Here is a 25,393-nt window from a genome sequence, read left to right on the forward strand (position 1 = left end):
TGTCTGCAGATATAATCATAACAATATTGCCAATTGCCTGGATTGGATTAATTTCAATCCATGACAATATGGACCCCAGATCCCGGCACCCTGCATCGCCCGGCCTATCTTTCGCTGGCCGAGCAATATGCCCGCGCCATTCGCGACGGGCGGCTGCCCGCTGGCACCCGCCTGCCGCCCCAGCGCAAGCTGGCCGACGATCTGGGATTGTCGGTCCAAACCGTCTCGCGCGCCTATGAAGAACTGATCCGCCGCGGCCTGGTGGTCGGAGAGGTCGGGCGCGGCTCTTTCGTGTTGCCCCCGGGGGGCGAAAACTCACCACCCTATCTGGCAGAGCGGCAGCGCGAACTGATCGACCTGTCGATCCTCAAACCCGTGACCGAGCATATGCATGTCGAGACCTTCCGTCAGGGCCTGCATTGGGTGGCCGAAAATCTGACGGCTTCGGCCGCGCTGTCCTTCCGCCCGAACTCGGTCCTGCCGAAACACCAGCAGGTCGCCGCAGACTGGCTGCGCCGTCATGGCGTCGACACCGCACCGCAAAACATCACCATCACCGACGGCGCCACCTCGGCCATCACCACGGCGGTGATGAGCGCGGTCCCGGCGGGCGGCACTTTGGCGGCCGCCACGCTGACCCATCATCTATTGATCCCGCTGTGCCGCTATCTGGGCCTGCATCTTGAGGGACTGCCCGTCGATGAGGACGGCATCATCCCCGAGGCGCTGGATCATCTGGCCCGCAAGGGCTGTTTGCGGGCGCTGTATATGCAACCGGCGGCAATCAATCCCATGGCAATCATGACCAGCACCCAACGTCGCGCCGAACTTGCCGATATTGCCCGTCGGCATGATCTGCTGATCATCGAAAACGACATGCTGAACGCGATGATTCCCGACCGGCCGACGCCCATGGCGGCACTCGCGCCCGAGCGGGTGCTGCATATCAACGGCTTTACCAAGACCACGCTGCCGGGCCTGCGGGTTGCCTGGCTGGTGTCTCCGCCCCAGATCGCCTCGACCGCCGCTAACCGGCATCTGGTGACAAACTGGATGGCCACACCCGCCATGGTCGAATTGCTGAGCCATTGGATCAGTGACGGCACGGTGGACCGGCTGATCTGCTGGCAACGCGAGGCGTTGGAACAGCGCCACCGCATCGCCCGTGAGGTGCTGGGCGCAACCCTGTTTCGCGCGCATCCCCAAAGCCTGCACATCTGGCTGGAACTGCCCGAAGGTCGCGACGAAGAGGAGTTTGTCGCCCAGGGCCGCCAGCGCGGCGTCGCCATCGCTTCGGGCCGGGCCTTCCGGCTGAGTGAACGTGGACGCCGCGACGCGGTGCGAATCGCCCTTGGCTCGACCAGCACAGATGAGCTGCACCGGGGCCTAGCACTGGTCGCCGATGTACTGAACGGCACCTCGGAGCCGTTGCTTCCGCTGATCTGATGAGCAGATCAAAGCTAAAAATTGTTATGATATTATTTTAATATTGACCTGATTTGATCTCGCTGCAAAGCTCTCCTCAGCAACAAAGGGGGACGCCTTTGGACCAGCCGATCATCCGCATCCAGAATTTGCAGAAATCCTTCGGGACGCTGACAGTTATCGACGGGCTGAACTTTGATGTGGCCAAGGGCGAAAAGCTGGCGCTGATCGGCCCCTCGGGCTCGGGCAAGACCACGATCCTGCGCATCCTGATGACGCTGGAAGGGATCTCGGGCGGACGGATCGAAATCTGTGGCGAACCGCTGTACCACATGCAACGCAATGGCGCCGAGGTCCCCGCGGATGAGGCGCATCTGCACCGGATGCGTCGCCACATCGGCATGGTATTTCAGCATTTCAACCTGTTCCCGCATAAATCGGTGCTGCAAAACATCACGCTCGCCCCCATGCTGACCAAGGGCGAGACGCGGGCAGCGGCCGACAAGCGGGCGCGCGAATTGCTTGATATGGTCGGCCTGGCCGATAAGGCCGGCTACATGCCAAGCCAGCTTTCGGGCGGCCAGAAACAACGCGTCGCCATCGCCCGCGCGCTGGCCCTTCAACCCCAGATCATGCTCTTTGACGAGGTGACCTCGGCTCTTGACCCTGAACTGGTCGAAGAGGTGCTCGAAGTGATGAAGCGCCTGGCCGCCGAAACCGACATGACCATGCTGCTCGTCACTCACGAGATGGGATTTGCCCATGACTTCGCTGATCGCGTCCTGTTCTTTGACCGGGGCCGCATCGTCGAACAGGGTCCGCCCAAGCAGATCTTTACCGCGCCGGCAGAGGACCGGACGAAGTCCTTCCTGCGCAAGATCATCGCCGCCGGACAGCGCGTGTGATGCAACCCAACAGGAGAGAATGATGAAAAAATGCCTGATCGCCTTGGTTTTGGTGGCCGCGCCGCTGCCGGCCCTTGCCGACAAGCTAGATGACCTCAAGGAACAGGGCTATGTCCGCATCGCCATCGGCAACGAACCGCCCTATACGGCTGTCGCCTCGGACGGCAAGGTCTCGGGGGCGGCACCGGATGTGGCACGCGCGGTCTTTGAGCGGCTGGGGATCAAGGATCTTGAGGCCTCGATTGCCGAATATGGCGCGATGATCCCCAGCCTTCAGGCCGGGCGGGTCGATGCGATCACCGCAGGTCTGTTCATGAAACCCGAGCGGTGTCAGGCCGTCGCCTATTCCGAACCGATCCTTTGCGATGCCGAGGCACTGCTGCTGCCCAAGGGCAACCCAAAGGGCTTTAAATCCTATGCTGACATCGCCAACGACCCTGCGGCAAAGCTTGGCGCGCCGGGCGGAGGCACCGAGGAAAAGCTGGCGCTTGATGCGGGCGTGCCGCGCGACCGGCTGATCGTGGTTCCTGATCCGCAATCGGGGCTGAAGATGGTGCAGGACGGCCGTATCGACGCCTATTCGCTGCCGGTCCTGTCACTCAACGATCTGCTTAAGAAATCGGGCGACGCGAACCTTGAGGTCTTTGCCCCGGTCGAAGGCGCCCCGGTTTATTGCGACGGCGCGGCCTTTAACAAAAAGGACACCGCCCTGCGCGACGCCTTTGACGTCGAGCTGGCCAAGCTGAAAGAATCGGGCGAGTTCGCCAGCATCGTCGAGCCTTACGGCTTTTCGGCACAGGCGGCGATGTCGACGACGCGCGATCAGCTCTGCGCGGCGCAGTAACCTCTGGGCGGGGGGTTACCTCGCCTTTTCATCAGCGAAAAAAGGCAGGCTTCGGCGCATGGGCGACTGGGCAGGATATCTGACACTCATCCTTCAGGGGGCATGGGTCACGGTCAAGCTGACCCTGATGGGCTCGGCTTTGGCGCTGGTCGTGGCCTTTCTTGCCGGGCTTGGCCGCATCTCGCACCACGCGCCGATCCGCTGGCTTTCAACCGCGTATATCGAATTCTTTCGCGGCACTTCGATCTTTGTCCAGCTGTTCTGGATCTATTTCGTGCTGCCGATGACAGGGGCCGAGCTGACGCCCATGCAGGCGGGGGTAATGGCGCTGGGGTTGAATGTCGGCGCATATGGGGCCGAGGTGGTGCGCGGCGCGATCCTTGCCGTGCCGCGCGGCCAGCACGAGGCCTGCATCGCCGTCAACCTGACGCGCTGGCAGCGGCTGCGCCATGTCATCCTGCCGCAAGCCCTGCCGCTGATGCTGCCGACCTTTTGCAACAATGCCATCGAGCTGCTCAAGGCGACTTCGGTCGTCTCGCTGATATCGCTGTCGGACATGACCTTTCAGGCGCAGGTGGTCCGTTCACAGACCGGCAGCACGCTGATGCCCTTTGTCACCATCCTGGTGCTGTATTTCGCGATGTCCTCGGCCATCTCATTCGGCATGCGCCGGATCGAGCGCCGGGTGACGCGCGGTCTCGACGGAGTGCGCTGACATGGAATGGGATTGGGATTTCGCCTGGTCGATCATGCCCACCCTGCTTGCAGGGTTCCGCATCACGCTGATCGCGACCTTTCTCGGCGCTATTGTGGCCGCAGTGCTGGGGCTGGTCTTTGCGATCCTGCGCCGCTCATCCAACCGCTGGCTTTCACGCGGGACCAGTTTTGTGGTCGAATTCATCCGCGGCACGCCGCTGCTCGTGCAGCTGTATTTCATCTTTTACGTGCTGCCCGATCTGGGGCTGCGATTGCCGGCGCTGATGGCGGGGGTGATCGGCATGGGCCTGCACTATGCGACCTATGCTGCCGAGGTCTATCGCGGCGGCATCGAATCCGTCCCGCGGGGCCAGTGGGAGGCCGCGCGCGCCACCAACCTGACCACCCGGCAGACCTGGCTGCATGTCATTCTGCCGCAGGCGGTGCCACCGATGATCCCGGCGATGGCGAATTACCTGCTGGCCATGTTCAAGGAAACGCCGCTGCTATCCGCCATCACCGTACTTGAGCTGATGAATCAGGCGAAATCGGTCGCCAACAGCTCATACCGCTATGTCGAGCCGATGACGCTGGTCGGGGTGATGTTCCTGATCGTCAGTCTGCTGTCGGTCATCGCGCTGCGCTGGCTGGAACGCCGTTATGGAAGGGTCTCGCAATGAACACCCTGCCGCTGTCCGTCACCTTTGACAACCGGCCCCTGCCTCGTCGCGTCGGGCTGGTGACACTGGCCACAGATCACACGACCGAGGTCGATTTCTCGGTCCTGCCGGCGCATGGCGTTGGCGTCTATGCCACCCGCATCCCCTTTGCCAATCCCGTCACGCCCGAGACATTGGCCGCGATGGCCCGCGACGTGACCTCGGCAGCGGCGCTGATCCTGCCTGATGAGGATCTGGACGCGGTGGTCTATAGCTGCACTTCGGCCTCGGTCGTGATCGGCGACGAAGCGGTGCGCGAGGCGATCCGGCGTGGCAAGCCGGGTTCTGAGCCGATCACACCGATTTCAGCCGGATTTGCCGCTTTGCGGGCGCTTAAGGCAGAGCGGATCACGCTTCTGACCCCCTACACCCCGCGCACCACCCAGCCGATGGCCGATTGCTTCCGGGGTGCGGGCTTTGCCCTGCAAGGGGTGTCCTGCCTGAACCTGACCGACGATCGCGAAATGGCACGAATTTCGCATGCGACGATCATCGAGGCGGCGCGTGCCGCCATCGCCCCGGACAGCCAGGCATTGTTTATCGCCTGCACTGCCGTCCGCGCCGCCACCATCGTCGACCGGATCGAACAGACGGTCGGGGTCCCGGTGGTCTCGGCCAATTCCGCAACGCTGTGGGCGGCTGCGCGGGCCTGCGGCGTGACCGGCCCGATCGCGCCCGGCCAACTGATGAGGACGGCATGAGCGTCACCCTTAACGACATCCACGCCGCCGCCAAGCGCATCCGCGCCCATGTGGTCGAAACGCCGCTGTTGCCGGACGAGGTCCTGTCAGCCCGGCTGGGCCAGCCCATCTGGCTGAAATGCGAATACCGCCAGACCACTGGCGCCTTCAAGCTGCGCGGCGCGACCAATGCGCTTTTGTCCCTGCAACCCAGGGCGCTGGCGCGCGGCGTTGTCACAGCTTCGACCGGAAATCATGGCCGGGCGCTGGCCCATGCGGCCCGCGCGCTTGGCGTGCCGGCGACTGTCTGCCTGTCGCGTCTGGTACCCGAAAACAAGGTACGTGCCATCCGCGACCTCGGGGCCGAGGTACGCATCGTCGGCGCCAGCCAGGATGAGGCGATGGCCGAGGTTGCCCGCGCAGTCGAACGCGAAGGGATGACCGAAATCCCGCCCTTTGACCACGAAGCGGTGGTTGCCGGTCAGGGAACGTTGGGTCTGGAAATCGCGCCCATGGACCCTGCGATGGTGCTGGTACCGCTTTCCGGCGGCGGGCTCGCAGCTGGGATTGCGGTGGCGCTCAGGTCGCTTGCCCCCCAGACACGGATCATCGGCCTGACGATGGAGAGTGGTGCCGCCATGGCCGCGAGCCTTGCCGCCGGTCATCCGGTCGAGGTCGGGGAAAGCCCCAGCCTTGCCGACAGCCTTGGCGGCGGCATCGGGGTCGCAAACCGCGTGACCTTTCCGCTGTGCCGCGACCTGCTCGACGATGTGGTCCTGCTGACCGAGGCCGAGATCGCGGCCGGTATCCGCCACCTTGGCCGCGCGGGCCATGTCGTCGAAGGCGCGGCCAGCGTCGGCACCGCCGCGCTTCTTGCGGGTAAGGTCGCGCCGACCGGCCCGACCATCTGCATCCTTTCCGGCGCGAATATCGACCCCGCGCTGCATTCCCGCATCATGGCAGAGGCCGCATGAGACCGCCCGTCACCATCCTGACCGAAACCGACCTGCGCGCGCTTGTGCCGCCGGATACCAAAGCTGTTGCCTGCATCCGCGATGCCTTTGTGGCGCTGGCGACCCGACCTGTGGCAATGCCGCCGATCCTGCGCCTGGATATCCCCGAACACCGGGGCGAGGTCGATGTAAAGACCGCTTATATTCCCGGCCTTTCGCATTTCGCGATCAAGATCTCGCCCGGATTTTTTGGCAATCCCGCGCTTGGCCTGCCCTCGACCAATGGGATGATGGTGGTGCTGTCCTCGCGTACCGGACTGGTCGAGGCTCTGTTGCTCGACAACGGCTATCTGACCGATATTCGCACCGCCGCAGCCGGGGCAGTGGCCGCCGACGCGCTTGCGCGCCCGGATGCAGGCAAGGCAGCGATCCTTGGGGCGGGGATGCAGGCGCGGATGCAACTGCGCGCGCTTACACTTGTGCGCAAACTTACCGGGGTGCGGGTCTGGGCGCGGGATGCGGCCAAGGCACAGGCTTTTGCGGCCGAGATGACCAAAGCGTTGGGCATCCCCGTCACCCCCGCCGCCAGCGTCGCCGGGGCGACGCACGACGCTGATCTGGTCGTGACCACCACCCCCGCCGAGCAGCCGATCCTAGGTCCCGACGACATTGCCCCCGGAACCCATGTCACCGCCATGGGCTCGGACGCGCAGCATAAGAATGAGATCGCGCCCGAGCTGATCGCCCGCGCACTCTATGTTGCCGACCGCCTCTCGCAAACGCGAGAGCTGGGCGAACTGCGCCATTCGCCCCTTGCCGGGCAGGAATTTCCCGAACTGGGCCAGATCCTTGCCGGACAGGCCGCGGGCCGGACCAGCGCCAGCCAGATCACCCTGGCCGATCTGACCGGCACCGGGATTCAGGACACCGCCATCGCCACCCTGGCACTTGCCCGTGCGGGCAAAACCGGGGCCGGCCGTACCTTCACCCTGTGAGAGCAACCGCCATGACAGAAGTCGCATTGAAATTCACCCGCGAGGAATATGCCGGACGCCTCGCCAGGACCCGCCGGGCGATGGAGGCGAAAGGCGTCGATCTGCTGATCGTCACCGATCCGTCGAACATGAACTGGCTGACAGGCTATGACGGCTGGTCATTTTACGTCCATCAATGTGTCGTCATCCCGCCCGAGGGCGAACCGATCTGGTACGGGCGCGGACAGGACGCCAATGGCGCAAAACTGACCGCCTATCTGCGGCATGAAAATATCATCGGCTATCCCGACCATTACGTGCAGAACCCCGAAATGCACCCGATGGACCACCTGTCCGCCATCCTGCGCGACCGTGGCTGGGGCGCAAAGCGCATCGGCGTCGAAATGGACAATTACTGGTTCACCGCCGCAGCCTTTGCCAGCCTGACACAGCACCTGCCGGATGCGCGGTTTTCAGATTGCACCGCCCTTGTGAACTGGCAACGCGCGGTGAAAAGCCCGCAAGAGATCGCCTATATGCGCAATGCCGCGCGGATCGTCGAGGCGATGCACGCCCGCATCCTCGACAAGGTCGAGGTCGGCATGCGCAAATGCGATCTTGTGGCCGAGATCTATGATGCAGGCGTGCGCGGCATCGACGGAATCGGCGGCGATTATCCCGCAATCGTGCCGCTGTTGCCCTCGGGGCGCGATGCCTCGGCCCCGCATCTGACATGGGACGACAAGCCGATGCAGCGCGGCGAGGGCACTTTCTTTGAAATCGCCGGGTGCTATCACCGCTATCACGTCCCCCTGTCGCGCACGGTATTTCTGGGCAAACCGACACAGGCGTTCCTAGACGCGGAAAAAGCGACGCTCGAAGGGATGGAGGCAGGGCTTGCCGCCGCGAAACCCGGCAATACCTGCGAAGATATCGCCAGGGGCTTTTTCGACGTTCTGGCAAAGTACAACATCATCAAGGACAACCGCACCGGCTATGGCATCGGCGTCAGCTACCCCCCGGATTGGGGTGAACGCACGATGTCCCTGCGCCCCGGCGACCGCACTGTGCTGCAACCCGGGATGACCTTTCACTTCATGACCGGCCTCTGGCTTGAGGACATGGGGCTGGAGATCACCGAGTCGATCCTGATCACCGACACCGGCGTCGAGTGCCTTGCCAATGTCCCGCGCCAGCTTTTCGTAAAGGATTAGGGCCATGTTGCAGATGCAGCCCCCGCCCTCGCTGGTGCCTTCGCCCGTCACGGCGACGGTGGATTTTGCCGCGCCCGGGGTACAGCACGGCTTTCTGCGCCTGCCCTACTCGCGCGATGACGCGGCCTGGGGTTCGGTGATGATCCCGGTCACCGTGGTCAATCACGGCGAGGGGCCGACGGCGCTGCTGACCGGCGCAAACCACGGTGACGAATACGAAGGGCCGATCGCGCTTTTCGATCTTGCCGCAACCGTCCGGCCCGAGGAAGTCACCGGCCGGCTGATCATCATTCCGGCGATGAACTACCCGGCCTTTGCAGCAGGCACCCGTACCTCTCCGATCGACCGGGGCAACCTGAACCGCAGCTTTCCGGGTCGGCCCGACGGCACGGTGACCCAAAAGATCGCCGATTATTTCCAGCGCGTGCTGCTGCCCATGGCCGATGTGGTGCTGGATTTCCACTCGGGCGGAAAAACGCTGGATTTCCTGCCCTATTGCGCCGCCCATGTGCTGCCCGACAAGCGGCAAGAGGCGGCCGCCTTTGACCTTGTACGCGCCTTTGGCGCCCCATGGTCGTGCAGGATGCTCGAAATCGACGCGGTCGGCATGTATGACACCGCCGCCGAAGATATGGGCAAAATCTTTGTCACCACCGAACTGGGCGGAGGCGGGACAGCATCGGCCCGCACAGCCGGAATCGCCCGGCGAGGCCTGAGAAACCTGCTGATTGCTGCCGGGGCGATGCGGGGCGAGGTCACGGCCCAGCCGACACGCTGGCTTGATATGCCCGACGCTGATTGCTTTGCCTTTGCCGAGGACGGCGGGTTGATCGAATTCCTGATTGATCTGGGCGGGCCGGTCAGTGCCGACCAGCCTGTCGCGCGCATCTTTCCCATCGGGCGGACCGGGCTTGCCCCGACTGCCGTCCATGCCCGCCGCGCCGGGCTGCTGATGGCGCGGCATTTCCCCGGCATCGTGAAACCCGGCGATTGCGTCGCCGTCATCGGCGAGGAGGTCGAAGGATGATCTCGGACAAGACCCTGCTTTGCGAAGACGCCTTTATCAACGGCGGCTGGGTCGGCAGCCCGCGCTTTGACGTCACCGACCCCGCGACCGGCACGGTTATCGCCCGGGTGGCACGGCTTGATGCGGCGCAGGCCCGCGCAGCCGTCGATGCGGCTCAGGCCGCCTTTGCCCCCTGGGCCGCCCTGCTGCCGCAGGAACGCGCGGCAGTGCTGTTGCGCTGGTACCAGCTTATCCACGAAAACCGCGAGGATCTGGCCCGGCTCATGACCGCCGAACAGGGCAAACCCCTGTCCGAGGCCCGGGGCGAAATCGACTACGCGGCCAGCTTTGTCGAATTCTACGCCGAAGAGGCAAAGCGACCGAATATCGAAAGCGTGACCTCGCATCTTTCGACCGCCGAGATGGAACTGTGGCGCGAACCTTTGGGCGTCGCGGCGCTGGTGACCCCGTGGAACTTTCCCTGTGCCATGATCACCCGCAAGGCCGCGGCAGCACTGGCGGCGGGTTGTACCACGGTTGTGCATCCTTCGGCGGAAACGCCACTTTCGGCGACCGCCCTGGCAGAGCTTGCGCGGCGCGCAGGCTTTCCGGCAGGCACCTTTAACGTCGTGACCGGGGACGCGGCCGAAATCGTCGGCGCATGGTGCGCCGACCCCCGGGTTCGGGCGCTCAGCTTTACCGGCTCGACCCGTATCGGCAAGCAGCTGTATCGCCAAAGCGCCGATACGGTAAAGCGGCTGGTTCTTGAGCTTGGCGGTCACGCGCCCTTTATCGCCTTTGCCGATTGCGACCTTGATCTGGCCGTTGATGAGGCGATCAAGGCCAAATTCGCAACCTCGGGACAGGATTGCCTTGGCGCAAACCGCTTTCTGATCGAACGCGGGATCTATGATGAGTTCTGCCGCCGCTTTGCCGCCGCCGCCGCCGCGCTGACACTGGGTCCGGGGGTCGAGGACCGCGACCTTGGTCCGCTGATGAATGAAGCCGCCGTCCGCAAGCAAGAGGAACATGTCACCGACGCATTGGCCCGCGGCGCACGGCTGCTGACCGGGGGGACACGGGATGCGCAGGGGCCGCTGTTCTATCAGCCGACCGTTCTGGCCGATGTCCCGCCCGAGGCGCTGATCTTTCACGAAGAAACTTTCGGCCCTGTCGCCGCCATCGCCCCTTTTGAAACCGAGGACGAGGCGGTGGGTATCGCCAATGGCACCGAATACGGGCTGGTCGCCTATGTCCATAGCTGCGACCCGCGCCGCATCTACCGCCTGTCGCGGGCGCTGGAATTCGGCATGGTCGCCGTCAACCGCACCAAGGTCACCGGCGCACCGATCCCCTTTGGCGGCATGAAACAGTCCGGGCTGGGCCGCGAAGGCAGCCGCCACGGGCTCGAAGCATTCACCGAGATCAAATACGTCTGCCGCGACTGGGCAGAGACAAGGAGAGCATGATGCTGACCAATGACGAACTGTCCAAATGGGACCGCGAGAGCCTGTTCCACCCCTCGACCAATCTTGGCCAGTTCGCGCGGGGCGAGGGCGCGCAGCGCATCGTCGCAGGCGCCGAGGGTGTCCATATTCTGGACCGCGACGGCAACCGGCTGCTGGACGGCTTTGCGGGCCTGTACTGCGTGAACGTGGGTTATGGCCGCACCGAAATCGCCGATGCAATCGCCCGGCAGGCGCGCGAGCTGGCCTATTACCACGCCTATGCCGGTCATGGCTCAGAAGCGTCGATCACGCTGGCAAAGATGGTCATGGACCGCGCGCCCAAGCATATGGCGCGGGTCTATTTCGGGCTTGGCGGCTCGGACGCGAATGAAACGAACATCAAGCTGGTCTGGTACTACAACAACATCCGCGGGCTGCCGCAAAAGAAAAAGATCATCTCGCGCTGGCGCGGCTATCACGGCAGCGGCCTGATGACCGGCTCGCTGACCGGGCTTGAGCTTTTTCACCGCAAGTCCGCCCTGCCGCTGGCGCAGGTGATCCATACCGAGGCGCCCTATTACTATCGCCGCAAGGATGCCGGCATGACCGAAGAGCAATTCAGCGCCCATTGCGCCGAAGAGCTTGAGCGCCTGATCGCCGCCGAAGGCGCGGACACCATCGCCGCCTTTATCGGCGAGCCGGTTCTGGGCACCGGCGGGATCGTCCCGCCGCCCAAAGGTTATTGGCAGGCGATCCAGAAAGTTCTGGCGCGTCACGATATCCTGCTGATCGCTGATGAGGTGGTGACAGGCTTTGGCCGGCTGGGCAGCATGTTCGGCTCGGACCATTATGGCATGACGCCCGATATCATCACCTGCGCCAAGGGCCTGACCTCGGCCTATGCGCCGCTGTCGGGCAGCATCGTCGGGCAAAAGGTCTGGGATGTGCTGATGCAGGGCACGGACGAGAACGGCGTCCTTGGTCATGGCTGGACCTATTCCGCCCATCCCATCGGCGCAGCGGCCGGTATCGCCAATCTGCGGCTGATCGACGAGCTGGGACTGGTCGGGAACGCCGGTCGCACCGGCCGCTATCTGAACGACCGGATGCGCGCCGCCCTTGGCGATCATCCCAATGTCGGTGAAATCCGCGGTGAGGGCATGCTTTGCGCGGTCGAGCTGGTCCGGGATCGGGACCAGCGCACCTTCTTTGACACAGACGAGGGGGTCGGGGCCAAGGTCGTTGGCGCAATGCTCAGACGCGGTGTGATCGCCCGCGCCATGCCGCAGGGCGATATCATCGGACTTGCCCCGCCCCTGTGCCTGACCGAGGCCGAGGCCGATGTCATCGTCGATGCCGCCGCCGGATCCGTGCGCGAAATCCTGGGCTAAGGCGGAATAACTCGTGACGGCCGCTATCCCCGAAACGATGTGCGCCATGGTCCTGACCGGCCATGGCGGCCCCGACAGGCTGGAATGGCATGACGACTGGCCCGTTCCCCGCCCCGGCCCGGGCGAGGTTCTGGTCCGCATCACCGCCTGTGCCAAGAACAACACCGACCGCAAGGTGCGTGAGGGGCTGTATTCCGACGATGGCGCGGTCGCCTCATTCGCCATGGCGGGCGAGACGCTGACCTTTCCGCGCATTCAGGGCGCCGATGTAGTCGGCCATGTCGTCGCCGTGGGTCCGGGCGTATCGCCCGACCGGATCGGCGAAAGGGGGCTGCTCGATTTCAACATCTATCCCGATCAGCGCGACGATCTGAACCTTGCGCCGGATTATTTCGGCCATGGCGCAGACGGGGGCTATGCGGAATATGGCTGCTTTCCCTCAGACCAGTTCCACGCCATCGCCAACCCCGCGCTCAGCGATGCCGAGCTGGCGACACTGGGCATGTGCTCGTGGCAGACGGGCTATCACATGCTGACCTCGGCCAATGTTTCGGCGGGTGAGCATGTGCTGGTCACCGGGGCCTCGGGCGGGGTCGGAACCGCGCTTTTGCAAATGTGCCGGGTCATCGGCGCGATCCCCCATGCCATCGCCAGCGCCGGCAAGGCCGAGGCACTGCGCGCGCTTGGCGCCGAAAGCGTGATCGCACGCGAGACCGTCACCGACTGGCCCGTGGCGATTGCGCAGGCAACAGGCGGTGTCACGATCGACGCGGTGATGGATCTGGTCGGGGGCGAGATGACCGTGCCACTGATCCGCACCATGTGCCGTGACCTGCACGGACGGCGGACACCACCGCGCCTGTCCATTGCCGGGGCAAGCGCGGGCAATGTCACTGCCCTGCCCTGGACGCTGATCTATCTTAATCAGGTCCAGATCTTTGGCGTCTCGCACGGCACCCGGGCCGAAGCGCGGCAACTGATCAGCTGGATCCGCGAGAACCGGTTCAGGCCCGTGCTGTCAGGGATCATGCCCCTGTCCCGCCTGCGCGAGGCCGAGCAGCTGTTTGTCGAGCGTAGCCGCGATTTTCTTGGCAAGCTGGTGATCGTCCCGGATCGGGTGATCGCGGAACAAGGGCTGACACCAATGGCCTGAACCACCCGCCCGGCAGGGCAGATGTGCAAGGGGCGACCCACACCGGCCGCCCCTTGTCTGATGAACTGTCTTTGGCGATGGGCCGCAGGTCAGGCGCGCTCGGGCACCGGCAGACCCAGCCAGTCCTTGTAAAAGGTCTCGATATCCGGCTCAAAGTCATGGATGACCGGATACCATGGGGTCGGCGCCTCGACCTCCAGCAAATCGCCCGACAGCGGACAGAAATATTCGCGGATGACCTGCCAGTCGGGCGAGGGGGCCATCAGGCGCGGATAAATCTCTTCCATCTGCTGGGGGGTGCTACGCACCCGGACCCGGGCATAAAGTTTCCAGTTCTGGTCCCAGTCGCAGAAATCATGGCCCGCCTGACTGCGGATCACCCATTTCTTGTCCGACTTGCGCTGCACGATATACAGTTTAGGTCCCAGCGGCAGAATGATCGGATCGTCCCATTCCACCTGCTCTTGCAGGATCTCCAGATAAATCTGGAAACGCTCGCGGTCCTTTGGCGTGGACAGCATGTTATGCAGCGTGTCACGGTCGATCTTGCCGTCCACCAGATCCTTGATCTTGGCTTTGGTATAGGCCATCGGTTCCTCCCTTGGATTGGCCTTGAGGGGATATTGGCTGCGCCCGGGGGGAACGGACGCAGCCGGGGGCGTCATTCCTCGACGAATTGCACGGTCCTGACGTCCGGCAGTTCCGAGATATCCATCGAGTATTCCCGCCCGTAAGAAGGGATGGGCAGATCCGCCTCGCACAGTTTCCAGTCGGCGGGCAGGTTCCAGAAGGCGCGGAACTGCTCTTCAAATCGCGGCCCAAGCTTGAACGAGGCGGCATACATCTGCTGAACATGCACACCCGCATCCTTGTTCAGGATCCGCTGGCGTTCCTCGGCCATCCATTCGCTGGTCGGGACCGATTCCGCGAGCCGCTGTTTGCGGATGGCCTGACGGCGGACCTCGGTCGCGGCCAGATCCACGCCCTTCATGCCGTCGCCCGCCTCCTTCAGCACCACGCCATAGACGCTGTCGGCAAACCGTTCGAGCAGATAGCCGCCGTTCACGTCATCGGCGACCTTCTGCGGCTCGCGGTCCAGAGGATCGCCAAAGCCCGGCCCTCCCCGCATGTAGTTGAGGTAAAGGTCATAGTCCCTGAACATCGCCTCGGTAGTGATGGCCTGCTTGTCACGCTTGATGCGCGCGTCAGGCAACTGGCCATCCCAGACCGGGTTTTGCGGGTCGGTATCGCCGCCATGGGGGATCGGGCCACCCTCGGCGATGAGCTCTTTCAGGCGGGTGTCATGGGCCTCGAACCGATAGCCCGAGGCAGCGGGGTAGCCACCCATCAGCCCCCAGTCCGAGCTGATATGCCCGTTACCCATAAAGAACATGGTCCAGTCTTTGGCGTTCCAGACCATGCGCAGCGATTCAAAGCCGCAGCCGCCGCGATACTTGCCAGCGCCGCCTGACGAGGCCTTGATCTGCCGACCCAGATAGATCAGCGGTTCGGCCAGTTCCCAGATCTCCATGTCACCCATGTCGCCTTCGGGGTTCCAGACCGCAGCGGCATGGCTGATCCCATCGCTGAAGGCGCTGGCCCCGACTCCGTTCGCGGCGCATTCGAACGAGTTCACGGCATGGATTTCATCATACTGGTTAAAGCCGCCGCCCTGTAGCCAGTTCGAGGTATTGGCGTTACCCGAGTTCACTTCTTCCAGATAGCCGCGCCCGAAATAGGCCCGGCTCAGCCCGCGCCACAGCGCAGTCCACGAACTGACGAGGAAATGCCATGAATAGCTGAATGCCACCCGCCTGTCGTCGGGGTTCATCCATGTGCCCTTGGGCAGACGGAACTCGGTCCCGTAGGCGGCGCCGTCGTTGATCATCTCGGTCGGGATCAGCGACTGGGTCATCATCACCCAGATACCGCTGGTAAAGCTGACCTGATGGGCGTTGTAGGTGTGCCAGCCCCAGCGCGAGGCGCCCTCGAAATCCAGCCGCCATGTACCATCCCCGCGAATGGTGATTTCGGACGGGGTGTGCATGATCGTGTCGACCTTGGCAAAGTCCGAGGGGACCCGCACATCCTCATGCGCATAGGGCACGTCCACAAAACCGACCTGCCGATACTTGCCGGGAATGGTCATCGCCCTGATACGGGCCTGAAGACCCAGCCGGCCGTGCTCGACCGCCTCATAGGCGAATTTCCAATAGGCCTCGATACCCTCTTCGGCGATCACCTCCTGCACCAGATCGCGGATCATGTGGCAGCCCGCGACGCGGGTACGCTCGTCCAGCATCCAGTAGCGCGTAGTGCGCACCATGCGCTGGCTTTCGTGCAGCCAGTCGCGGAACAGCGTGTCATTTTCGCCAATCTTGCGGCAGGTGATCGAATAGCCGTCGCCGAAACGCTGCACCTGCCCGGTAGACATCGAGCCCGGCCCGACCGAGCCGGTGTCGATCACGTGGGTGACGCCACCAACCCAGCCGATCAGTTCCCCCTCGTGAAAGATCGGCACGATGGTGTGGATGTCGCAGGGGTGGACGTTCCCGATCAGGCTGTCGTTGTTGCAGAAAATGTCCTTGTCCCTGATGCCGGGGTTATGTTCCCAGCCGTTCTCGATCATATATTTGATCGCCGCGCCCATGGTCCCGACGTGGATGATGATCCCGGTCGAAGTCAGGATCGAGTCGCCAGCCGCGTTATAAAGGGTAAAGCACAGCTCACCCTCTTGCTCGACGATGGGCGATGCCGCGATCTTTTTGGCGGTTTCGCGCGCATCCACCACCCCGGCCCGCAGCCGCGAGAAAAGCTTGTTGTACTTGATCGGATCGCTGTCGCGCATCTCAAGCCGCTCAAGCCCGGCGTAATGTTTGGTCCGCCTGGTGGCCTCCATCAGCCGGTCGCGGTGTTGCTTCAGGGTCTCGCCGCCGCGGACGATGCCGCGCGTGTCGACCTTTGCTTGAATGTTCATGTCGATCTCCTCCCTCGGAGCTTCAGAGTTCTTTCAGGTGGAACAGGCGATGACCGTCGAGCCAGGTCTCGAAACCTCCGGGCACCACAAAGGTCGTGGCGTCGGATTCGATGATCGCCGGGCCGGTGACGCGGTTGCCCGGTTTCAGCTTTTCCATCTGGTAAAGCTGCGCATCGACCCATTGCTTGTGGCGATAGAACTTGCGGGTGCCAAGCCTGGCCTCTTCGGGCGGGGTCGGACCGGCCTCGGGTTCCTTGGGGATCCGGGGTTTGGGGATTGGCACCGTGCCGCGCATGATCGCGCCAGTCACCGAATAGCCAAGCTCGGGCGAGCGGGCAGCGGCGGCATAAACGCGTCCATAGGTGTCGTTGAAGGCCTCGACCAGCTTATCCCAGTCCTCGGCCGAGTTGGCCTCAAGGATCGGGCTTTCGATTTCCAGATCGTTCAGCTGGCCGCGATACTGCATGCGGAAACCGGGTTGCAGTGTCACGCGATCAGCGGAATAGCCGTTGATCTCGAACTCTTCGAGGACCCGCTCTTTGAGCTCTTCCCAAGCTGCCTGCAGGGTCTGGGCCTGACGGACCTTGAGATCATCCCCGGCCTCGCTTGCGATGTTGATATCGAGCGATTTATCATAGCGATACTCGAAATCCGCCGCCGCGCAGCCAAAGGCGGAAAAACCTGCCGCCCAGGCGGGAACGATCACATCCTCAAAGCCCAGACCCTCGGTATAGCCATAGGTGTGGACAGGACCTGCGCCACCATAGCTGAAGCAGACGAAGCTGGACGGGCTGTAACCCTTGCCCGAGATCATCGAGCGCAGATAGTCACGCAGATCGCTGTCCAAAAGCTCGATCACCCCAGCCGCGGCATCCTCGACCGACAGGCCAAGCGGATCGGCGATCTGCTCCTTCATCGCGTTCCAGGCCCGCTCGCGGTCCAGCTTGACCTGACCGCCAAGGAAGTTGTCGGGGTTCAGATAGCCAAGGATGACATGACAGTCCGAGATGGTGACGGTCTCGATCCCCGATTCAGCCCAGCAGACACCGACGCGATAGCCCGCCGAATCCGGGCCAAGCTTGATCGCCCTGGTATAGGGGTCAAGCCGGATAAAGCTGCCCGCCCCGGCGCCGACCGAATCCATGGCGACCAAAGGCAGGGACAGGACAAGCCGCGCCATATCCGGGTCGTTGCGGATCGTCAGTTCGTTCTGGGTGATCAGCGCCACGTCGAACGAGGTGCCGCCAATGTCAGAGCAGGCGATATTGGAATAACCCAGCACTTCGCCAAGATATTTCGCACCGATCACGCCCCCGATCGGACCCGAGACGATGGTGCGCGCCAGCTCCTTGGCCTTCCAGCTGATGGTGCCGCCATGCGTCGCCATCACGCGGAAGTCGAATTTCGAGCCGTTATCCTTGAACGCGGATGAGATCTTGTTCAGCGTCTGGCGCGACGGCTCGGCGGCATAAGCCTCAAGGATGGTAGTATTGGTGCGGTGGGTTTCCTTGCGCACCGGATAATAGTCGGTCGAGGCAAAAACCGGGATGGACTTGCCCGAGGCCGCGATTTCCTCTTGCACGATATCGCGCACCCGCCGTTCATGCGCGGGGTTGCGGTAGCTGTGCAAAAGCGAGATCACGATGCCTTCGACATCCTGCGCGATCAGTTCGCGCGCAGCCTGACGGGCAGTTTCCTCGCGCAGCGGAATGACCACGGTACCCGACATGTCGATGCGTTCCATGACGCCGCGCGTCAGGTGACGCGGCACCAAAGGCTCGTCATAGTAATGGGTGTTCAGGTGGATCCGGTCTTCATAGGCAAAGCCCAGATAGGCCTGGATCGCACGGCCCATGCGGTGGAAATCCTCCATCCCCGCATTGACGATCAGGCCGCAGCGCAACCCCTTGCGCTGAACCACTCGGTTCAGCATGGCGGTGCCTGAATAGACACCGGTCTGGATTTCGGACAGCGCCTCTTCCAGCGTCAGTCCCCAATGCTCCAACCCCTCGCGAGAGCTGGCGATCAGGCCAAGCGCCTCGTTCTGTGGCGTCGATTGGGCCTTGCCGACGACGAATTCGCCTTCGCTGTCCACAAAGAACGTATCTGTCATGGTGCCGCCAGCGTCGATGCCCAGCACCTGCACCTTGCGTCTGTTGGGTTTGTCCAATGGCACGGTTTTCTCCTCCCATTGCGCCACCTCCCTGTGGCGTAGCGGCAGGATGGAATCGTGCCACCTGTCCGTGTTGTCCGGTTTTCGGACAGGGCGTCGGACAATGGCGGACAGAACGGCACTTATTCGCGGCGAGGCCGCCTGATGCCGTACTGGTCAAGCTTGAGATAAAGCGTCGAGCGCGCGATCCCCAGCCTGCGCGCGACCTCGGTGATGTTGCTGCCCGCCTCGGCCATGGCCGCCATGATCTCGGCCCGCTCTCGGTCGCGCAGGGTTTCCTCGCGCCGCGGACCGGGTGCGCGCGTCAGGTGGCGGGGCAGGTCCGACGCATCAACCAGCCCGCTTAGCGAGGTCACACCCAGAGATTCCACCAGATTGCGCAATTCCCGCAGATTGCCCGGCCAGTCATGGGCCTGCAACTGCTGCATTGCCGCCGGGGTAAAGCGCAGCACCCTGCCCTGACGGTGCTGCGGCGCATAGGTCTGGGCAAAGCGGCGGATCAGCGCCGGCAGGTCCTCACGCCGCTCGGCCAGCGCAGGCAGGCGCAAGACCGCCGCAGCCAGCCGGAAATGCAGCGCCGAGCCAAGCCCGCCCACGCCAAGGCTGTCGGACAGCGGCACCGAGCACAAGGTTATCAACTGGACCGCCGTCCCCGCCCGTTCGATCTGCGCCAGCGCCTGCGTCAGAAGCGGCTGCACCTCGGCCGGGGTTTCGGCCGGCTCGTCAAGGCACAGCGTGCCGCCGCTTTGCGCCAGACGCAGCAATGCCTCGCTGCCACCCGATCCCGGCTTCAGCGTCGCCGCGTCAAGAAGGCTGCAATCGAGCATCTCGAACGGCAACCCGGCCAGGGGGCCACCTGCATGCAGCGCACGGGCAAAGGTCTCTTTGCCGCTGCCGACCGGCCCCTCAAGAACCAGAGGCAGGCCGTTTCCGACGATCCGTTCAGCGGCATTGCAAAGATCCTGCATCACCGCCCCTGTTTCAGCGATCTGGCGCAGATCTGGGGGCGCGGCCGGCTCACGCCGTGCAGGACGCGTGCGGCGGGGAAAGGTCACGACAACGCCCAGCGCCTCGCCACGTTCGGACAGGACATCGACCTCGGCATCGGCCAGAACCTCGCGCACCCGCCCGGCCAGATCATGGCAGTCGCCGTCGTTGTCCTTCATCAGGCTTTGCAGGACCGCACCTTTCGCTTCGACCTGCGCGGCAGCTTCGCGGCTGGGGGTGCGGGACCAGACCTTGCGCCCGTAGCGGTCAAGCAGCAACAGATCCTCGGCTCCCCCGCCATTGTGCCGTGCCAGCAGCGCATCAATCAGGACCGCATGTTCATGCAGGCCGGCGCTGCGCAAGCTTTCCTCGATCTGCAAAGCCAGCGTCACCGACAGCGCGGCGCCCCGGCGCATGCTGTCCTGAGCAGGACCCGAGATATCGACAGCGCCAAGCAGCCGCCCGCTCAGCGGGTCATGGATCGGGGCTGCAGCACAGGACCAGCGCTGAATCGCCTCGCAGAAATGCTCCACCCCGGTGATGACGACAGGCTGGGCCAGATGCAGCGCGGTGCCGATGGCGTTGGTACCAATCGCGCCTTCGTCCCAGCGCCCGCCCGGTTGCAGATGGTTTTCCGCACCGCGCGACAGGATGCGGGAATCGCCCGTCGCATCCATGACGACGCCTCTGCGGTCGCAAAGCAGAAGCATCGCCCCGGCGTCCTCAAGCATGTATCCGGTGCGGCGGATCGCGTTCTGCGCCGCCTTGCGCAGCCTCGCGTTGCGGTGGCGAATGCCATGCAATTCGTCCTGCGCAACCGTCGGCGCACGGTTGAGCGAGCCGATTTCCCCCCGCTCCCGTGATCTGACCCAGGACCTGAACACGATCTCCCGGATGCTGGGGGGCACGCTCCCCAACGCACGGAACCGCTCCCAGTCCTCCTTCTGGATGCTTTCCGTCATCATCGCGCCTTTCTGCAGGCTTGCCGCAGAGTAATGTGACTGGCGCAGCTTGTGTCAAGAAAAGAACGCCGCGCCCCGCCTCTGGTATGGGATCGGGGGACGGCGGGTCACCTAGCGGTCAGAGGTGCGAAAATCCAGCTTGCCCGACATGAGAATGGCGATGACCGAACAGACGGCGCCCGAAAGCAGGTATAGCCCCGCAGCCGACAGCCCCAGCCAGGTCGACAGCAGCAGTGCCGTCAGCGGCGCGAAACCCGCCCCGAACATCCAGGCCAGATCCGAGACGATGGCCGAGCCGGTATAGCGGTTGCGCGCCCCAAAGAGCGAGGCCACCGCACCCGAACTTTGCCCGAAGCTAAGGCCAAGGATAAAAAAACCGGCGATCATGTAAATGAGCTCTCCGGTCTCGCCGCCGGACAAAAGCAGGGGGGCGAGTGCCGCAAAACAACCGATAAGCAGCGCCCCGATCAGCAAGAGGTTACGCCGTCCAAAGCGGTCGGCAAGCCAGCCCGACAGCAGAATGGCAACGATTCCAGCAACGGCGGCCACGGCCTCGATAATCAGAAAGCTTAGCAGCGTCTCGTCGGTATAGAGATAGATCCAGGACAGCGGATAGACCGTGACCATGTGGAACATGGCAAAGCTTGCCAGCGGAACGAAGATCCCGACAAGCACCGCACCGCCATCCTCGCCGAGGGTCTTGCCGATGCGGGTCGGCTGCAGCTCACGCGATTCGAAAAGCTGGGAAAACTCATCGGTCGCGACGATGCGCAGCCGGGCAAACAGCGCCACCACGTTGACCGAGAAGGCGACAAAGAACGGGTAGCGCCAGCCCCAGTCCAGAAAATCCTGCGCCGTCAGATTGGCGGCAAGATAAGCAAACAGCAGGCTTGCCACGATCAGCCCGATCGGCGCGCCAAGCTGCGGCACCATGGCGTAAAGGCCGCGCCGGTTCGGTGGGGCCGTCAGCGCCAGAAGCGAGGGCATACCGTCCCATGCCCCGCCAAGTGCCAGCCCCTGTGCGATGCGCAGGATAGCAAGGATGACCACCGCCCAGCCGCCGACATTTTCATAGCTGGGGATCAGGCCCATCGCGACGGTGGCGGTTCCCATCAAAAACAGGGCTGCCGTCAGCTTGGTCACGCGTCCATGGCGTCTGTCGATACCCATGAACAGGACGCTGCCAAGCGGCCGGGCGACAAAGGCCAGTGCCAGCAGCGCAAATGACAGCAGCGTGCCGGTCAGCGGATCGACAAAGGGAAAGATCCGCTGAGGAAAGACGATCACCGAGGCAATCGCGAAAACGAAGAAGTCAAAGAACTCCGAGGTGCGTCCGATGATCACCCCGACGGCAATGTCCGAGGGTGAAACGCTGTGATGGCCGTACGATGACGGGGCTGCCGTCCCGGCGGCGGGCATGGAAGAAGTTGTGCTCATGTTCCCGAGGAATCCGATGTGATCCAGATTCGCGCCCGGCTTGACCAAAGTCCACCGCGGCGTTTCCTACCTTATTGCTGCCGCAATGAGGGGCCAGGCAGTATAGGACAAAACGCCGCATGGCGGATTTGATCCAGATCAAGGTAAGCCAATTACCGCATAGGTCGCAGCCTTTCGCGACTCAGCCATCCGCACCTGTCGTTCACGGACACTCGGACAGTCCAATGACCCAAAAACGAAAATTCGCCGGCCTGCCGTGGCTTGCGCTGGCGTTCCCGCTGGCCGCCTGCAAGGCCGAAGTTCTGGCCCCCGCCGGGGATGTGGCGGCGCGACAGCGCGACCTGCTGGTGACCTCGACGCTGCTCATGCTGCTGATCATCGTCCCGGTCATGATCCTGACGGTGATCTTTGCGCTGCGTTACCGCGCCAGGAATCGCCGCGCCGACTATCAGCCCGACTGGGACCATTCGACCAAGCTTGAGTTCGTGATCTGGGCCGCGCCGCTTTTGATCATCATCACGCTTGGGGCGCTGACCTGGGTCGGTACGCATCTGCTGGACCCCTATCGCCCGCTTGACCGCATCACGAGCGGCCAGCCGGTGGCCAGCGACACCAGGCCGCTGCAGGTGCAGGTGGTGGCGATGGACTGGAAATGGCTCTTTATCTATCCCGAACAGGGCATTGCCTCGATCAACGAGATGGCGGTGCCGGTCGATCGTCCGGTCGAGTTCACGCTGACCTCGACCTCGGTCATGAACGCATTCTACATCCCGGCGATGGCTGGCATGATCTACGCCATGCCGGGGATGGAAACCAAGCTGAACGGCGTCTTTAACCGCCCGGGCGAATACAAGGGCATCGCCTCGCATTACTCGGGCCAGGGCTTTTCGGGGATGCATTTCAAGGCTCTGGCCAGCGACGAGGCAGGCTTTGACGCCTGGGTCGCCAGGGCCCGGGCTGGCGGCGGCACGCTGGACCGCCCCCGCTACCTTGAGCTTGAGGCACCCAGCGAAAACGTGCCGCCGATGTCCTTTGCCGATGTCGATCCCCAGCTTTTCCAGCGCGTCGTGAACATGTGCGTCGAGCCCGGCAAGATCTGCATGGCAGAGATGATGGCCCTGGACGCCCAGGGCGGCACCGGGCTTGCCGGTACGATGAATGTGCAGCGGCTGACCTATGACAAGGACCAGCGACGCGGCACCCGCGCCCCGGTTCTGGGGTGGGAGCCCTTTCAGATCGCCTCGTTCTGCACGCCCGAGGATTCGGCGCGGATGTTCGGAAAATCGCCCGAGCTGACCCGCACGACAGTGAACATGACGCCTCTGCGCGGCCATGCGCTGCCTCCGCCGAAAGGGCTGTTCACCCCCTCACAGGACAATGCCGTGACGCTGTTGGACCCAGCCAGGGGTCAGGCGCAGAAATTCTGATCGGACGCAAGCATGGCAACGTTTTCCAACGAAACCACCTTTCTTCTGGGCCGGCTGAACTGGGATGCGATCCCGAAAGAGCCGATCGTCCTGGGCACCTTTGTAGTCGTAGCGATGGGCGGGGTCGCATTGCTTGCAGCCCTGACCCGCTACCGTCTGTGGGGCTGGCTGTGGCGAGAGTGGTTTACCTCGGTCGATCATAAAAAGATCGGCATCATGTATATCATCCTTGCGCTGGTCATGTTCCTGCGCGGCTTTGCCGATGCGATCATGATGCGGTTGCAGCAGGTCTGGGCCTTTGGCGGATCCGAGGGCTATCTGAACTCGCATCACTACGACCAGATCTTTACCGCCCATGGCGTCATCATGATCTTTTTCGTGGCGATGCCCTTTGTCACAGGGCTGATGAACTATATCGTGCCGCTGCAGATCGGCGCGCGTGACGTTTCATTCCCCTTTCTGAACAACTTCTCGTTCTGGATGACGGTCGGGGGCGCGATCATCACCATGGCCTCGCTGTTTGTGGGTGAATTCGCACAGACCGGCTGGCTGGCCTTTCCGCCGCTGTCGGGCATCGGCTACAGCCCATGGGTCGGGGTGGATTATTACATCTGGGGCCTGCAGGTCGCGGGGGTCGGCACCACGCTTTCAGGCATCAACCTGCTGGTGACGATCCTCAAGATGCGCGCGCCGGGCATGACGATGATGCGGATGCCGGTGTTTACCTGGACGGCCTTCTGCACCAACATCCTGATCGTCGCCTCGTTCCCGGTCCTGACCATGACGCTGATCCTGCTGACGCTGGATCGCTATGTCGGCACCAACTTCTTTACCAATGACCTTGGCGGCAATCCGATGATGTATATCAACCTCATCTGGATCTGGGGCCACCCCGAGGTCTATATCCTCATCCTGCCGCTGTTCGGGGTGTTTTCCGAAATCACCGCGACCTTTTCGGGCAAGCGGCTGTTTGGCTACAGCTCGATGGTCTATGCCTCCGTCTGTATCACGGTGCTGAGCTATCTGGTCTGGCTGCATCACTTCTTTACCATGGGCTCGGGCGCCTCGGTGAACTCGTTCTTCGGGATCACCACGATGATCATCTCGATCCCGACGGGGGCCAAGCTCTTTAACTGGCTGTTCACCATCTATCGCGGCCGCGTCCGGTTCGAACTGCCGATGATGTGGACACTGGCCTTTATGCTGACCTTTGTGATCGGCGGCATGACCGGGGTGCTGCTTGCGGTGCCGCCCGCCGATTTCGTGCTGCACAACTCGCTGTTCCTCGTTGCGCATTTCCACAACGTCATCATCGGCGGCGTGCTGTTTGGCTGTTTCGCGGCGGTGAATTACTGGTGGCCCAAGGCCTTTGGTTTCAAACTGGATGTGTTCTGGGGCAAGGTCTCATTCTGGTTCTGGGTCATCGGCTTCTGGTTTGCCTTCATGCCGCTGTACATCCTTGGCCTGATGGGCGTGACGCGAAGGCTGCGTGTCTTTGATGACCCGGACCTGCGCATCTGGTTTGCCATCGCCGCCCTTGGCGCGGTGCTGATCGCCGTCGGCATCTTGGCCATGTTCGTGCAGTTAGGCGTCTCGATCATGCGCTGCAACCGCCCCGGATACCGCGACCCGACCGGGGACCCGTGGGACGGGCGCACGCTGGAATGGGCGACCTCGTCGCCACCGCCCGCCTATAACTTTGCGTTCAACCCGATCTCGCACGGGCTGGATACCTGGTGGGAGATGAAGCAGCAGGGCGCCACCCGGCCGACGTCAGGCTTCATGCCGATCCATATGCCGAAAAGCACCGGCACCGGCGTGATCCTTGCCGCTTTGGCGACGGTCTGCGGGCTGGCGATGGTCTGGTATATCTGGTGGCTGGCGGGCCTGAGCTTTCTTGGCATCATCGCTGTCTCGATCGCCCATACCTTCAACTATGATCGCGACTATTACATCCCGGTCCCGGAAATCGAGGCGACCGAGGATGCCCGGACGCGCCAGCTTGCGCAGGGGGTCTGAACC

Annotated in this window: 20 protein-coding genes; 15 read left to right on the forward strand and 5 right to left on the reverse strand. The window is 63.2% G+C overall.

What is annotated here, in order from left to right:
• Positions 1-60: 60 nt before the first annotated feature.
• The 13 genes from PARACOCCUSGL_RS0106965 (at position 61) to PARACOCCUSGL_RS0107025 (ending at position 13,408) form a co-directional block, all read left to right on the forward strand.
• A complete protein-coding gene (locus PARACOCCUSGL_RS0106965; RefSeq protein ID WP_010394617.1) occupies positions 61-1,446 on the forward strand; it encodes a PLP-dependent aminotransferase family protein in 1,386 nt (461 codons plus the stop codon).
• Between the two features lie 98 nt (positions 1,447-1,544).
• Positions 1,545-2,330 carry an ectoine/hydroxyectoine ABC transporter ATP-binding protein EhuA gene (gene ehuA, locus PARACOCCUSGL_RS0106970; RefSeq protein ID WP_010394619.1) on the forward strand — a complete coding sequence of 262 codons (786 nt, stop codon included), beginning with the start codon at positions 1,545-1,547 and terminating at the stop codon, positions 2,328-2,330.
• Positions 2,331-2,352: 22 nt separating this feature from the next.
• Positions 2,353-3,174 (forward strand): ectoine/hydroxyectoine ABC transporter substrate-binding protein EhuB, encoded by an 822-nt coding sequence (gene ehuB / locus PARACOCCUSGL_RS0106975; protein ID WP_176224537.1) that lies wholly within the window; start codon positions 2,353-2,355, stop codon positions 3,172-3,174.
• Positions 3,175-3,232: 58 nt separating this feature from the next.
• Positions 3,233-3,889, forward strand: a complete 657-nt coding sequence (gene ehuC / locus PARACOCCUSGL_RS0106980; protein WP_010394623.1) for an ectoine/hydroxyectoine ABC transporter permease subunit EhuC — start codon at positions 3,233-3,235, stop codon at positions 3,887-3,889.
• Between the two features lies 1 nt (position 3,890).
• Positions 3,891-4,550 carry an ectoine/hydroxyectoine ABC transporter permease subunit EhuD gene (ehuD, locus tag PARACOCCUSGL_RS0106985; protein ID WP_010394625.1) on the forward strand — a complete coding sequence of 220 codons (660 nt, stop codon included), beginning with the start codon at positions 3,891-3,893 and terminating at the stop codon, positions 4,548-4,550.
• Positions 4,547-5,290, forward strand: coding sequence for an aspartate/glutamate racemase family protein (locus PARACOCCUSGL_RS0106990; protein WP_010394626.1), 744 nt, complete (start codon positions 4,547-4,549; stop codon positions 5,288-5,290). The genes ehuD and PARACOCCUSGL_RS0106990 overlap by 4 nt, the downstream gene beginning before the upstream one ends.
• Positions 5,287-6,243, forward strand: a complete 957-nt coding sequence (gene eutB, locus PARACOCCUSGL_RS0106995; RefSeq protein ID WP_010394630.1) for a hydroxyectoine utilization dehydratase EutB — start codon at positions 5,287-5,289, stop codon at positions 6,241-6,243. The genes PARACOCCUSGL_RS0106990 and eutB overlap by 4 nt, the downstream gene beginning before the upstream one ends.
• Positions 6,240-7,217, forward strand: a complete 978-nt coding sequence (locus PARACOCCUSGL_RS0107000; protein WP_010394632.1) for a cyclodeaminase — start codon at positions 6,240-6,242, stop codon at positions 7,215-7,217. The genes eutB and PARACOCCUSGL_RS0107000 overlap by 4 nt, the downstream gene beginning before the upstream one ends.
• 11 nt (positions 7,218-7,228) lie before the next feature.
• A complete protein-coding gene (doeA, locus tag PARACOCCUSGL_RS0107005; RefSeq protein WP_010394634.1) occupies positions 7,229-8,410 on the forward strand; it encodes an ectoine hydrolase DoeA in 1,182 nt (393 codons plus the stop codon).
• A gap of 4 nt (positions 8,411-8,414) precedes the next feature.
• Positions 8,415-9,437, forward strand: coding sequence for a N(2)-acetyl-L-2,4-diaminobutanoate deacetylase DoeB (gene doeB / locus PARACOCCUSGL_RS0107010; protein ID WP_010394635.1), 1,023 nt, complete (start codon positions 8,415-8,417; stop codon positions 9,435-9,437).
• Positions 9,434-10,885, forward strand: coding sequence for an NAD-dependent succinate-semialdehyde dehydrogenase (locus PARACOCCUSGL_RS0107015; RefSeq protein ID WP_010394637.1), 1,452 nt, complete (start codon positions 9,434-9,436; stop codon positions 10,883-10,885). The genes doeB and PARACOCCUSGL_RS0107015 overlap by 4 nt, the downstream gene beginning before the upstream one ends.
• Positions 10,885-12,255: an aspartate aminotransferase family protein gene (locus PARACOCCUSGL_RS0107020; protein ID WP_010394639.1), complete on the forward strand. Its 1,371-nt coding sequence runs from the start codon at positions 10,885-10,887 to the stop codon at positions 12,253-12,255. The genes PARACOCCUSGL_RS0107015 and PARACOCCUSGL_RS0107020 overlap by 1 nt, the downstream gene beginning before the upstream one ends.
• 13 nt (positions 12,256-12,268) lie before the next feature.
• Positions 12,269-13,408, forward strand: coding sequence for an alcohol dehydrogenase family protein (locus tag PARACOCCUSGL_RS0107025; protein ID WP_237701492.1), 1,140 nt, complete (start codon positions 12,269-12,271; stop codon positions 13,406-13,408).
• Between the two features lie 89 nt (positions 13,409-13,497).
• Here the strand turns inward: PARACOCCUSGL_RS0107025 and PARACOCCUSGL_RS0107030 are convergent, their stop codons facing one another.
• The 5 genes from PARACOCCUSGL_RS0107030 to PARACOCCUSGL_RS0107050 form a co-directional block, all read right to left on the reverse strand.
• Positions 13,498-13,998: an acetone carboxylase subunit gamma gene (locus tag PARACOCCUSGL_RS0107030; protein ID WP_010394643.1), complete on the reverse strand. Its 501-nt coding sequence runs from the start codon at positions 13,996-13,998 to the stop codon at positions 13,498-13,500.
• A 71-nt stretch (positions 13,999-14,069) separates the two neighbouring features.
• On the reverse strand, positions 14,070-16,385 hold the full coding sequence (locus PARACOCCUSGL_RS0107035) for a hydantoinase B/oxoprolinase family protein (RefSeq protein ID WP_010394645.1): 2,316 nt from the start codon (positions 16,383-16,385) through the stop codon (positions 14,070-14,072).
• A 22-nt stretch (positions 16,386-16,407) separates the two neighbouring features.
• A complete protein-coding gene (locus PARACOCCUSGL_RS0107040; RefSeq protein ID WP_010394647.1) occupies positions 16,408-18,555 on the reverse strand; it encodes a hydantoinase/oxoprolinase family protein in 2,148 nt (715 codons plus the stop codon).
• A gap of 125 nt (positions 18,556-18,680) precedes the next feature.
• Entirely contained in the window at positions 18,681-20,507 is a 1,827-nt protein-coding gene (locus tag PARACOCCUSGL_RS0107045) for a sigma-54-dependent Fis family transcriptional regulator (RefSeq protein WP_227493481.1), read from the reverse strand.
• Positions 20,508-20,618: 111 nt separating this feature from the next.
• Complete coding sequence (locus PARACOCCUSGL_RS0107050) at positions 20,619-21,944, reverse strand: MFS transporter (RefSeq protein ID WP_029371710.1); 1,326 nt, start codon at positions 21,942-21,944, stop codon at positions 20,619-20,621.
• A 224-nt stretch (positions 21,945-22,168) separates the two neighbouring features.
• Here PARACOCCUSGL_RS0107050 and cyoA point away from each other — a divergent pair, with 224 nt between their 5' ends.
• Positions 22,169-23,371, forward strand: a complete 1,203-nt coding sequence (gene cyoA / locus PARACOCCUSGL_RS0107055; protein ID WP_010394653.1) for a ubiquinol oxidase subunit II — start codon at positions 22,169-22,171, stop codon at positions 23,369-23,371.
• Between the two features lie 12 nt (positions 23,372-23,383).
• Positions 23,384-25,390, forward strand: coding sequence for a cytochrome o ubiquinol oxidase subunit I (cyoB, locus tag PARACOCCUSGL_RS0107060; RefSeq protein WP_010394655.1), 2,007 nt, complete (start codon positions 23,384-23,386; stop codon positions 25,388-25,390).
• Positions 25,391-25,393 lie beyond the last annotated feature (3 nt).

Origin of the sequence: Paracoccus sp. TRP, from assembly GCF_000185925.1 — a bacterium.
In the GTDB taxonomy this organism is placed as follows: domain Bacteria; phylum Pseudomonadota; class Alphaproteobacteria; order Rhodobacterales; family Rhodobacteraceae; genus Paracoccus; species Paracoccus kondratievae.

Excerpts from the sequence above, each read along its gene's own strand:
- PARACOCCUSGL_RS0106965 (WP_010394617.1), top strand. The coding sequence starts at position 61 with ATGACAATATGGACCCCAGATCCCGGCACCCTGCATCGCCCGGCCTAT.
- ehuB (WP_176224537.1), top strand. The coding sequence starts at position 2,353 with ATGAAAAAATGCCTGATCGCCTTGGTTTTGGTGGCCGCGCCGCTGCCG.
- ehuC (WP_010394623.1), top strand. The coding sequence starts at position 3,233 with ATGGGCGACTGGGCAGGATATCTGACACTCATCCTTCAGGGGGCATGG.
- ehuD (WP_010394625.1), top strand. The coding sequence starts at position 3,891 with ATGGAATGGGATTGGGATTTCGCCTGGTCGATCATGCCCACCCTGCTT.
- PARACOCCUSGL_RS0106990 (WP_010394626.1), top strand. The coding sequence starts at position 4,547 with ATGAACACCCTGCCGCTGTCCGTCACCTTTGACAACCGGCCCCTGCCT.
- eutB (WP_010394630.1), top strand. The coding sequence starts at position 5,287 with ATGAGCGTCACCCTTAACGACATCCACGCCGCCGCCAAGCGCATCCGC.
- PARACOCCUSGL_RS0107000 (WP_010394632.1), top strand. The coding sequence starts at position 6,240 with ATGAGACCGCCCGTCACCATCCTGACCGAAACCGACCTGCGCGCGCTT.
- doeA (WP_010394634.1), top strand. The coding sequence starts at position 7,229 with ATGACAGAAGTCGCATTGAAATTCACCCGCGAGGAATATGCCGGACGC.
- doeB (WP_010394635.1), top strand. The coding sequence starts at position 8,415 with ATGTTGCAGATGCAGCCCCCGCCCTCGCTGGTGCCTTCGCCCGTCACG.
- PARACOCCUSGL_RS0107015 (WP_010394637.1), top strand. The coding sequence starts at position 9,434 with ATGATCTCGGACAAGACCCTGCTTTGCGAAGACGCCTTTATCAACGGC.
- PARACOCCUSGL_RS0107020 (WP_010394639.1), top strand. The coding sequence starts at position 10,885 with ATGCTGACCAATGACGAACTGTCCAAATGGGACCGCGAGAGCCTGTTC.
- PARACOCCUSGL_RS0107030 (WP_010394643.1), bottom strand. The coding sequence starts at position 13,998 with ATGGCCTATACCAAAGCCAAGATCAAGGATCTGGTGGACGGCAAGATC.
- PARACOCCUSGL_RS0107035 (WP_010394645.1), bottom strand. The coding sequence starts at position 16,385 with ATGAACATTCAAGCAAAGGTCGACACGCGCGGCATCGTCCGCGGCGGC.
- PARACOCCUSGL_RS0107045 (WP_227493481.1), bottom strand. The coding sequence starts at position 20,507 with ATGACGGAAAGCATCCAGAAGGAGGACTGGGAGCGGTTCCGTGCGTTG.
- PARACOCCUSGL_RS0107050 (WP_029371710.1), bottom strand. The coding sequence starts at position 21,944 with ATGAGCACAACTTCTTCCATGCCCGCCGCCGGGACGGCAGCCCCGTCA.
- cyoA (WP_010394653.1), top strand. The coding sequence starts at position 22,169 with ATGACCCAAAAACGAAAATTCGCCGGCCTGCCGTGGCTTGCGCTGGCG.
- cyoB (WP_010394655.1), top strand. The coding sequence starts at position 23,384 with ATGGCAACGTTTTCCAACGAAACCACCTTTCTTCTGGGCCGGCTGAAC.